General features: G+C 61.0%; 8 protein-coding genes. 2 read left to right on the forward strand and 6 right to left on the reverse strand.

Annotation, left to right across the window (positions count from 1 at the left end; translation table 11 throughout):
• A partial coding sequence (locus QT222_RS13915) for a class I SAM-dependent methyltransferase (protein ID WP_491477505.1) occupies positions 1–465 on the forward strand: 465 nt, incomplete at its 5' end.
• 144 nt (positions 466–609) lie between these two features.
• Positions 610–765 (forward strand): rubrerythrin-like domain-containing protein, encoded by a 156-nt coding sequence (locus QT222_RS13920; protein ID WP_137685670.1) that lies wholly within the window; start codon positions 610–612, stop codon positions 763–765.
• 66 nt (positions 766–831) lie between these two features.
• Here the strand turns inward: QT222_RS13920 and QT222_RS13925 are convergent, their stop codons facing one another.
• The 6 genes from QT222_RS13925 to QT222_RS13950 form a co-directional block, all read right to left on the reverse strand.
• Positions 832–1,800 (reverse strand): DUF368 domain-containing protein, encoded by a 969-nt coding sequence (locus QT222_RS13925; RefSeq protein ID WP_491477506.1) that lies wholly within the window; start codon positions 1,798–1,800, stop codon positions 832–834.
• 93 nt (positions 1,801–1,893) lie between these two features.
• Positions 1,894–5,037 carry an oligosaccharyl transferase, archaeosortase A system-associated gene (locus QT222_RS13930; protein WP_004056863.1) on the reverse strand — a complete coding sequence of 1,048 codons (3,144 nt, stop codon included), beginning with the start codon at positions 5,035–5,037 and terminating at the stop codon, positions 1,894–1,896.
• Between the two features lie 65 nt (positions 5,038–5,102).
• Positions 5,103–6,566 carry a lipopolysaccharide biosynthesis protein gene (locus tag QT222_RS13935; RefSeq protein ID WP_491477507.1) on the reverse strand — a complete coding sequence of 488 codons (1,464 nt, stop codon included), beginning with the start codon at positions 6,564–6,566 and terminating at the stop codon, positions 5,103–5,105.
• Positions 6,563–8,110, reverse strand: a complete 1,548-nt coding sequence (locus QT222_RS13940) for an alkaline phosphatase family protein (protein ID WP_491477508.1) — start codon at positions 8,108–8,110, stop codon at positions 6,563–6,565. Before QT222_RS13940 ends, QT222_RS13935 begins: the two co-directional genes overlap by 4 nt.
• A gap of 116 nt (positions 8,111–8,226) precedes the next feature.
• On the reverse strand, positions 8,227–9,849 hold the full coding sequence (locus QT222_RS13945) for an alkaline phosphatase family protein (RefSeq protein WP_004056866.1): 1,623 nt from the start codon (positions 9,847–9,849) through the stop codon (positions 8,227–8,229).
• 69 nt (positions 9,850–9,918) lie between these two features.
• Positions 9,919–11,147: sulfatase-like hydrolase/transferase (locus tag QT222_RS13950; protein WP_491477509.1), on the reverse strand; the 1,229-nt coding region annotated here is incomplete at its 5' end.

The following is an 11,147-nucleotide window of genomic DNA, read 5'->3' on the forward strand; positions in this document are numbered from 1 at the left end:
CACTTGGGGCCGTCCCCGGAGAGCGCCATCGCCGACCTCGGGAGCGGGACCGGATTCTTCACCGACGACGTGGCCCCGTACGTCGGAACGCTGTACGCTGTCGACGTACAGGAGGAAATGCACGACTTCTACCGCGAGAAGGGGGCACCAGAGAACGTCGAGTTCGTCACCGCCGACGTTGCGAGCCTTCCGTTCGACGATGAAGACCTCGATGCAGCGTTTTCGACCATGACGTACCACGAGTTTGCGACCGACGAATCACTGGCCGAACTCGCGCGAGTCGTCCGGCCGGGCGGCACCGTGGTTGTGGTCGATTGGTCCACGTCTGGTGAAGGGAAGGCAGGGCCACCTGTCGACGAACGATTCGGACTCGGTGATGCCACGGACGCTCTCGAATCGGTCGGATTCACCGTTACACACGGTGAGACGCGACACGAGACGTTTATCTGCGTCGCCCGTCGGTGAATGACCTAATAATATTAAAATATGGTCTTTCAGTGGGTTATTAGACAACCTATATACGGGAATAGTTGGTATGGTTTTGGATTATAAACTAATATTGTGTGTTTCAGGGAAACATTTACAAACTGTGGTATGTTATTCATTGACATGCCAGTGCATAATTCAGTGATAGACGACTATCACGCGACAGAGGGCTACTACGAGTGCCGTTCGTGCCGGACACGAACGGTCAGTGAGACGCACCTGCCGATGTGCCCCAATTGTGGTGGTTCTGTCCGGAATATCGCCGTCGCGCGCGAGTGAGGAGTTATAGTCCACGAGTGACGTGGGCCTGCCTTCTCGAACCACGTTTTCAGCTGTTTCGACGTTCTATGACTCGATGGCGTCCGTGTAGTGGTCGACGATGAGCACGAACGCCGCCCCGACAACCGCTGAAACGGCGAAGAGGATGAAGAGTTCTGTCGTCCAGGATTGCCCCGACTTGGTGAGTTCTTCGGTACTTTTTACGACGGGTGCGCGGAGCGCACCGACGATGAGACTCACGAGGAACGCGAGGGTTGCACGGCGGTAGTGTTCGAGGGCCCAGCGGACGGCGTGTGCGATGGTGAACAGGCCGACGACCGCGCCGGTCATGAACGTGGCGACGACGGTACCCGATTCGACGACGGTAGAGACCGAACCGCCGTTGACGACGTTGATGAGGCTGTCGATGAACGAGTTGAGCATCCCGTTCATGTACTTGTACTGGCCGAGAATCAACAGGATGAGCGACCCGGAGACGCCGGGAAGAATCATCGCGCTGACGGCGATGGCTCCGGCGATTGCTATCGCGGGAAGCGAGTGGCCGAACGCGTTTCCGGCGGTACCCGAAGCAACGAACGCGACGGTGAATCCGGCTACTGCGGCCGTGATTTGACGCGGCCCGTCGAGGGAGACTTGCGCGTACAGGACGACCGCCGACGCCGCGATGAGGCCGAAGAAGAACCCGAACGTCGGCACCGGCTGTTGCTCGATGGCGATTTCGAGGACCCGCATGATAGTGACGATGGCGGTTGCGATACCCGCACCGAGGGCAAGGAGGAATCCAATATCGACCTCGCGCATCGCCGCAATCGCATCGTCTCGGTTCCCGGGGACGACACCGGCGAGTACTCGCTTAATTCGCCCTGGTGTGATAGACGTCACGGCACCAATCAGTCGCTCGTAGATGCCGGTAATGAGCGCGATGGTACCGCCAGAGACGCCGGGAACGGCGTCTGCGGCTCCCATACTGACACCTTTTAGATAGACGACGAGCCACGAAAAGAGAGCAGGACGCTCGTCAGAGTGCTTCGACATTTCGTTGTCAACTTCTCTTCGGCGAAGAATATCAGTCCACCGTTATCCGAAGTGAGACTGCGAAAAAATGGCCGAGTCGTCTTCGTCCGGCCTTTACGCGGCGACAGCCGGAACCGAACCGGCGTCGATGGACGCGGACGTCGACTCGTTCGTTTCTGCGTCGTCCGAACTCGAATCGTCCGAGGACGACTCGTTCAGCGTAATCTCCTGTTCGGTCTGTTCGAGGGAGACCTGTACGGTGCCGTCTTCAGCACCGTTGACGAGGCCTTCCTCGACGGAGACGTTCGTTGCTTGGTAGGTGACGAAGGTGTTGTTCCCTTCGAACGACGTGGGTCCGGTGAAGGTGTAGTCGTCCACTGCACGGACGCTGACGTTCGTGTACCCGTTGTCCGGACCGTAGTCGTCGTAGCCCGTCGTGGAGTACGGCAGCGTCATGGTGAACTCACCGTTCGCGTCGGTCTGCGCCTGCTGCGTGTAGTTGAACGTCGTCCCCGAGACGGGGTCGCGCATTTCGACACGTGCAGTCACCGTCGCGTTGGCCGGGGCACCGTCGCCTTCGACCGTTGCACCGGGGACACGCTCGAACGTCTTGACCCACGCGGGGTTGTTTCCGAGGAGCGCCCGTGGCTGGATGCCGTAGGTTCTGCCCGCGCTGGCAATCGAGTTGTAGTACGACTGAGAGCGTAGCGCCGTACTGTTCGACGACTTCACCAGACGGTAGTGTTCGAGGGCGGCGACGCGTTCCTCAGGGAACGCACCGAGACCGCCAATCTGGGAGGTCGTGTCGTTTGCGACGTACGCCTTTGCGGCGTCCATAGTCCTGAACGACTTAACCGGCTTGTTGTCCGACGGCGTCACCTTGAACGTGGTAGACCCATCCCGAGAGGTACGCTCTTCCCAGTCGACAACGATTGGCGATGGGTTGCGGGCGCTCCCGTGGTACTCGTAGAGGCGCACCATCAGGCTCTCGTAGTAGCGCTGGTCTTTGAGAGTCGTCGAGGAGACAAGTCGCTCCTGTCCGTCTTGCCGCTGGAGACCGTAGTACGCGCTGTAGAAGTCGCTCGAGCTGACGTTCTGCTTGTTGTAGAAGATGGTGGGTGCACCGAACTTCGAGTCGGTCGAGGCCATCTGCCAGTCGACCATCACGTAGCGGGTCTCGTTACCCTCCTCGCTCTGTTCTGCGAGGACGTTGGATGCCTGCGTTTCGTTCGGCGCGAGGAGGAAGTTCGCCGCCTCCTTTGCGCCCTGCTGGAACGGGTTGGCGTTCGGGATTCGCTCACCGAGGACCGTAATCCAGTGACCGTAGTCCCACCACGACATGACGCCGTAGGTTCCGTCCGCGTACTCGAAGTCGTTCGTCGCCTTGTACGTTCCGTAGTACTCCATCTCGTTGGATGCGCCGCCGAACTCACCCTCTTCGGGGGTGTTGTTCTGCATCCAATCGAAGGTGCTCTGCCACTGCGTAACCCCGCCGGGGCCACTCCGCGCCGACTCCAGTGCGTTACTGCTGGTTCCGGCGTTCCCGAGTTGAATCGGAACCATGAGAACCGGCGTGAGGATGAGGAGCAGCGCAACCGCAACGACAGCGACCGTTCCGAGAGAGACGTTTTCGAGGCGGTCCACATCGGCGAGGCCGATGACATCGAACGAGAGAATCTCGCGGAGCAGGTACGCGTTCATCACCGCAACCACGACTGCGAGGTAGTAGTTGAAACGAACCTGCGTGAAGGCGGCGGACGTGATGATGGCCGCCCAGACGAGAACGAAGAGATGTTCGCTCTCGTAGTCTGCCTGCAGCACCGCACCGACGATAATCGCCGTGACGATGGCGAGGCTAATGAGTGCGGAATCGATACCGACGAGTCCGCCGATTCCGGCGGGGATAGCCGGAGCCAAGAAGATGAGTCCGATGACTGCCAGACTACCGAAGACGTATCCGACCTTGCGGGTATCACCCTCACTGACGAGCGGTTTGCCGACGAGCCAAATCGCACCGACAAGTCCGGTGAAGAACGTGAACCCGTACTCGGACATGATGCGTTCGGCTGCCGTCATACCCGTCCGTTGTAGCGTGCTCGATGAGAGGAACGGCTGTGCCTCACCGATAGTTCGCGTCGCCGCACCGGCGCTGAAACCGACGGTGCGGAGGAAGTTCCGCGCGATGCTGTTGAATGCGTCGGGGAGGACGACGGAAATCAGGACGATACCGGCGACCGCCAGTCCGCCGACGGCGACTGGGTAGCCGCGGTCGTCAACGTCGTTGTTCTCCCAGAAGCGAGCCAGTGCGGCGAGGAAGACAGCGCCCAGTGCGATGACGAACGACACGACAGGCTGGAGCAGACTGAAGCTCGTCGCGCTGAAGGACATCTCGTGCAGCGGGACGAACATCAAGAGTCCCGTCACGCCGAGCGAAACCGCACCGACGAACGCGACGTGTTCCGGAGACCGGCCGCGGACGTAGTCCGCGACCATCTGCAGGACCAAGAAGAGACCGAAGATACCGACGAGGAGCACACCCGGCGGCCACGACCACATATAGATAGCCATGGCGACGCCTGCGAGTGCCGACCAAATCAGTGTCGAACGGAGGGCATCGAAGTCGCGGGCGGCGACGAGTTCCCAGACCGGCTTCTCGCGGTTCGCAACTGTGAGGGCAATCATGACCGTCACGACGGCGAAGCCCTGGAAGAACGGCTCTGCGATGTTGTGGTCCGCGAAGCCGACGAGACCACGCCGGAGGAACGTCCCCGGAAGCAGCGCCAGAATGAGAACGCCGAAGAGACCGCCGGTGCGGCCGCCGAGACGGCGTCCAATCAGGAACGTCGGGATGGCGACCAGCGTACCGAAGACTGCCGGTGCAACGAGCAGCGTCTTCGCGACGAGGTCAGGGGATGGACTCCCGAGACCGACGACGAGGGCTGCGGTTGCGATGATTTGGTCGTAAATCGTCCCGAACTGTCCGACGCTCGTCCCGAACGGGAAGTACGTCCACGGGTCGAACGGCATCGTCGATGGCCAGTTCTGGACCGTGTACGTCACCTCGCGAAGGTGATACCAAGCGTCGTTTCCTGAGAAGAGGACTTCACCACCTCTGATGAAGTTACTGTACGACCGAAGACGAAGGGTCAACATACCGACCAGTATCACGAGGAGGGCGGGAACGTGATACCAGTCTTTGGCGAGTTCGAGGACCGACTTTGAGCCGGAGTCCTCGATGCGCTCAGTGTCTGCGCTCATCGCTTCGATGGACTGGGAAAACGCGCATAAGCCTTATGATAGAGACCCTTGCGTCGGACGATAACTCAGGTACGGCCCTCGTAGAGGTCCTTTGCAATCCAGAACACGTCGTTTCGGATGCTCGAACTCGACACGACGAGAAGCGCGAAATAGACGCCCGCCCCCGTCAGAATCACGGTTGTGAGCCGGAGCACGCCCGACGCACCACCGAGAACGGCCGTCAGCGCCGCGGTTGCGAGATACATGGCTCCTGCGGCGAATAACTGTGCCCCGACGTCGGTCAGCGACGAGGCGGACGGACGATAGTTTAACGTGCTTGACAGCACGCCCACGCACGCAAGGAAACTAACGGCCGTCGTCCACCCGAGACCAAGCGCACCGAATCGAATCGTGAGCGGGTAGACGAGGACGACGTACGTTCCGATGAGCGCGAGGCTCCCGAGGACGACCGGTCGCGGCTTGTCGATGCCCAAGAAGTAACTGTCGAGCGTCCCGCGGTAGCCGTTGAACAGGTTTGCCAGCGCGAGCGTCGCAATGAGCGCGCTCGCGAGACCTATCTCACCGACGAACGGGATGCCAACCGTTCCCGGGGTAATCTGATAGACCGTTCGTAGAAGGTCGTTTCCGACCACCAGCGCCCCTGCGATGAGCGGAATCGAGAACACGCCGCTGTAGGCAACGACACGGTCGAAGAGTCGCTGAATCTGTTCGTGTCGCTCTTCGGACGTGAGTCTGGAGAACTCGGGGAACGACACCTTCGAAAGAGCGGCCGAAAACAGCATCGACGACTCGGAGATAGTAAACGAGACGCGGTAGATACCCGCCGCGCCCGGGCCGAGGAACCGACCGATGACGATGTAGTCCGCCTGCTTGAAGAACTGGCCCGCGAGCGACTGGATATAGGTGTTCTTGGAGAACGACACGAACGTCCAGAGGGTCTCGCGTGTCGGGAGCGCGGGACGAACCCGTGCGAAGCCGAAGTACGCGACGACGAACGTGAGTAGTTGGCCGAGAATCAGTCCCCACAGGAGACCAAGGACTTCGAACCCGGCAACGACGAAGACTGTCTGGAGACCGACGATAGCGACGTACCGCCCGTTCTCTAGCATCCCGCTCAGTGCGACGCGACCTTTTCCTTCGAGAAACGCGCCGGTCACTCTGAACAGACTCCAACTGACGACGCCCAACGGGAGTAACAACGCGGCGTCAACGCCTAACGTCTCGTTTATCGGGGCGCGGAACAGCACCGACACCACCGCCGAAAGCAGGCCGCCGAGGGCGACGATGAACAGCGCGGCGGTAAAGTGGCGCGCCTCGTCGTCGCTCCCGCTGACGAACTTCGTGACCGTGACGAAGATGCCGAACCCGAAGGTGGCCCCCATGAGCATTTGGATGCTCTGGAAGATGGCAAACACCCCGATACCCTCGGCACCGAGTACGCGGGCGAAGTAGATGGTTCCGAGAAAACCGGCGAGTGTGCCGAGGACATTGGTGATGAACCGCTTGGAAACCTCGGCACCGACTTTCATTCGAGATACCCGAGTTCACGGAGCCTATCTTTCACCTCGTCTTCTCCTTCTTCGTCACCCGACAGGCCGCCGCCGGTCACGGCATCGGACCCAGTGAAGTCGTAATATTCCGGCGACCGACCGGCGGGTTCGGAATCGGATGCGAACACGTCGAGGACCGTTCCGGTCGTGAGTTCTGGAATCTCGTAGCCGAGCGTGTGGAGAATCGTCGGCGCGACGTCCGTGATGTGTGCACCTTCGATAGTTCCCGTCTCGAACGACGGACCCGTAGCGAAGAAAATCCCCTCGCGGGCGTGCCCGCTCGTATCTACCTCGACGAGCGTCGAGTCGGCATCGAGTCGAGACGAGGCGTGAATCTCAGGCGTCTGGATTATCATCGCGAGGTCGGGCGTGTGGGGACCACCGCGTTCGAGACGTTTGAACGAGACGTCGAGACCGGCATCGGTCGCGCCCCGGTGGAGCGCCGCTTTCGCTTCGTCACAAATCGTCTGAATCTCCGATTCGTCGTCCGAGAGCGCGTACACGAGCGTCGTCTTCTGCCCGATGTCGGCAATGGCCCTGGTTCGGTCGAAGTCGATTCGACCGAGGTTGATGGCATTGTTGAGGCTGAGCGCGTCGCCCGACGGGAGGTCGTTTACGAACTCCTCAGAGACCATCTTCCGGGCGAACGACAGGAGACCAACCTTACCCAGAACGGTGCTAGCGACGTCTTTCAGTCTCCCGAGCGCCGCTTTCGTGCTGTCTCCGGAGTCCGTCAGGTGGACGAATCCCTCGTCGGCGAGTACCTTGTTCGGCATGAATTTGCCGGTGACTTTCTCGAAGCCGTGGTCGCTCATGATGACGATATCTTCGTCATCGTGCCTTTCGAGGAACTCGCTGAGACGTTCGTCAACTCGCTTGTACACCTGCAAGAGTGCGTTGTCGTCCGACACTTCCGTCTCCCAGTAGTGGTGAGCAACGCGGTCTGTCGCCCGAATCAGGCCAACTGCGAGGTCGGGGTCTTCGGACTCGATGAAGTGCTCGAAGCCGGTAAACCGTTTGTCGACGAGTTCGAGACTCAGGTCGACGTAGTCGAGCGACCCCGGAACCTTGTCGTTTCGAAGCTTGTACCCATCGACGAGTTCGGTGAGTTCGTCCCACTTCTCCGGCGGGTGGGAATACTCTTCTTTGTACTCCGGCGCGGCGGCGATAATCGCGCCTTCGATAGCCTGCCACGGGTACGACCCGGGGATGTTGAAGACGACGCTTCGTCCGCCTTGGTCGTCTACCGCGTCCCACATCTTGCCGCGGACGAACTCGTCGTGACTCAAGTCGAGTTCGTTGGTGTCGCGATTGAAGTGGGTAAAGCCGTACATGTCGAACGATTCCGGGTCCCGTCCAGTGGCGAACCCTGGCCACGCGGGGACCGTGATTTCGGGGACTGTACTCTCTAATTCTCCATGGATACTCTCGTCCAGCAATCTGCTGAACGTCGGAAGTGCACCAGCCTCTGCCCAGGGGCGAATAAGAGAGAAGGTGGCACCGTCGAGGCCGAGGACAATCATCGTCCTGTGAGGCGTGTGCGTCGATGAAAAATAGTTCGGTCGTTACCGGTTCAGTCACTCCGTTCGTTTGTTACCGCCTCGCTCACGGGTGATTTGTGTGGCAGTCTTTCACTCGGTTATTCGAGGTAGCCGAGGTCTGCGAGTCGTTCTTCGACCGACTCGTCGTCGGTCTGCATCCGCGCTTCGACTTCGAACTCGGGGTACGATTCCGGTGTAACACCCTCGACCACCGGGAGCGTCGTGCCGTCCATCTCCTTGTCCGGCGCGATACCGAACGTGGAGAGCACCGTCGGCGCGACGTCGAACAAGTGCGCATCCGAGAGGTCAGCGTCCGCGTCAACACCGTCGCCCGCGACGGCGACGATGCCGTCCGGTTTGTGATTCCACGGCTCCGGCGCGCCGAACGCGTCGCCGACGTGGACCGAAAGCGAGTTTTCGAAGTCGCGTGGGACACACAGAATATCGACCGCGTCGTCCGCGTACGGGCCGTGAATGTACGTTTCGCGTGGAACGACCTCGTCGAAGACGGGGCGTCCCTCGGGGTCGGTCAGCGCGTCGAGCACCGAGATGATGTCGTCTCTGACGGACTCGTACTCCGATTCGGGGATAACGCCTGCGGGGTCGCGTCCGTCCACGTTCAGTCGAACGCCGAGTTCCGACCCCGACCGGAGATAGCCGCTCGACGACTCGAACGAGACACTCTCGCTGGCGGCGAAGACCGCGCTGACGGGGACGTGTTTCCCGACGAACTCGGCGAGACCGAGGCGGTCGAGAATGGCTTTCCCGCGTTGGTAGGTCAGGCCGCCCTTGGCGGCGACGACGGCGAGGCGTTCGAGAAGCGTCGGGCCGTCTGCTTCGTCGTCGCCGTCAACCAGTCGTTCGTCCTTGATTTGGAACCACGAGGGAACGCCGCGACCGTCGGTAGCGGTGTCCAGAAAGCCTTCCTGTCGAAGGACCTCGTTGACGCGGACCTCGTGGCCGTCGTACTCTCCCATGCCGTGGTCGGAGGCGACGACGACCACATCGGGGTCGCAGGCCGACAGAATCTCGCCGAGTTGCTCGTCAACGATTTCGTAGACTTCGCGGGCTTTGTCCAACTCGCCGGGAAAGTCGTGAAACACGGCGTCGGTCTTCTGGAACTGGACGAACCCGAAGTCGGGGTCGAAGCGGTCTGCGAGGTAGCGGAATGTCTCCCCGCGGAGTTCTGTGAGCCGGAGGTACTCGCGGAACTTCGCGTCGTCATCGACGCGTTCGTCGGTCTCGCGTTCGGCGTAGACGCGGTACTCGCCGACTGCCTCGCGGATGTCGTCGAGGATTCCCTCTGGGTGGCAGTCGGGTTCGTCGGGGGCGAGATAGCCCGGAACGACGGCGCCGTCGATATGCCGCGGCGGGTGCGTGACGGGGGCGTTGACGACGACACTCGACAGGTCGTTCTCGTCGAGGTAATCCCACATCGTTCGGGCCTTCACGTCCGAGCCATTGACCACGTCCCAGTCGTAGCCGTCGAACGCGAGGAAATCAAACACTCCGTGTTTGCCGGGGTTCTTCCCGGTGTACAGCGACGGCCACGCGCTCGCGGTCCATGGAGGGATTTGGGACCGAAGCGGGCCAGTCGCCGCGTCCTCGAAGAGAGATGCAAGATTCGGCAGCGCGCCGTCCTCGAAGAGCGGGTCGAGGACCGGCGCACAGGCCGCGTCGAGGCCAACGAGTAGCGTGCGCATACTGGCGACGACGACCATAGTATGTAAAAAACTCTCGTTCGGCTGACCCGGTGTCCTGTGTTCTCCCTCCCGCTTACCCCGTCTCGCTCACCCGAGGTAGCCTAACTCACGGAGGTTACGCTCGACCGCGTCGCTGAACTCTCGGTCACCGCCGTCGTCCCCGTCGAACTCGACGCCGAGCGTGTCAACGAGACGGTCTCGAAGCGACTCGACGAGTTCGGGGTCGGGGTCAGAGACGACCGTTTCGCTCGGCAGTTCGTAGAGCGCTTCACTCCCGTCCGAACGGATTTCGAATCGGTAGTTGGTCGTTCGGATGCTCTTTCGTCCCATTTCGAGCGCGGCAACCGTCTCCTCTGAGACTTCGTCTGCGGCCGTGAGTTCGCGTTCGTCGGTCGGCGCGCGCTCACCGAACACGACGTCGCGCGTCTCGTCGCCGAAGAGGTCGATACCGGATGTCGGCGGGCACTCGATATCACAACACCCACACACGGTTGCGAACACGTCCGCGAGCGATACCAAGTCCTCGCGCGTCTCGCCTGACGGGATATCCGGCCCAGAGATGAGAAGCGGGACGTGCATGACCTCGTCGTACAGGAAGTCGCCGTGGCTTAATCCACCGTGTTCTCCGAAGTATTCGCCGTGGTCGCTCGTGAGAATCAAGACCGTGTCGTCCAGTTTCCCCGCTGTTTCAAGCCAGTCGAGGACGCGACCAACCTGGTCGTCGAGGTAGCGAACTGAGGCGTCGTACCATTGCTCGACGATGCCGAGTTCGGTATCGGTCACGTACGAGCGGTCCTCCAGATAGCGCAGTCGGATGTTTTGGATGTGTTCGCCGTCAGCAACGTCGAACACGCGTTTCTCTCGAACGTCGTCACGGTCGAGGCTCCCGCTCGTGGTGAACTCTTCGAGAATCGGGAGTCGAGGCCGGGACAGTTCCGGGGTCTCCGCTTCCTTGTACGGACGCGGCGGGTCGTACGGGGCGTGGACGGTCGTGAGGTTCATCATCCCGAAAAACGGGTTCGTCGTCTTCGCGATACCCTCTTGGAACTTCTCGATTCGGAGTTCGTTGTAGTAGTCGTTGCCGCGAGTTAGCATCCGGATAAAGTCGCGCCGGATAGCCGGGTCGGTGAGGAGTTGTTTGAACCACGCCGTTGAGGGGCGCTCGGCAACCGCTTCGTACGCTTCGTAGTACCAGTCGAATCCGCGGTCGAGTCCCGTCGCGGACGCCATCTTCGCCGGGCCGGGGACGCCAACGGTGTCGTAGCCGTTGTCTCGAAGCACCTCTGCGTGAGCGGGCTCGTCGTCGTCCATCCAGG

This window comes from Haloferax sp. s1 (assembly GCF_058382125.1).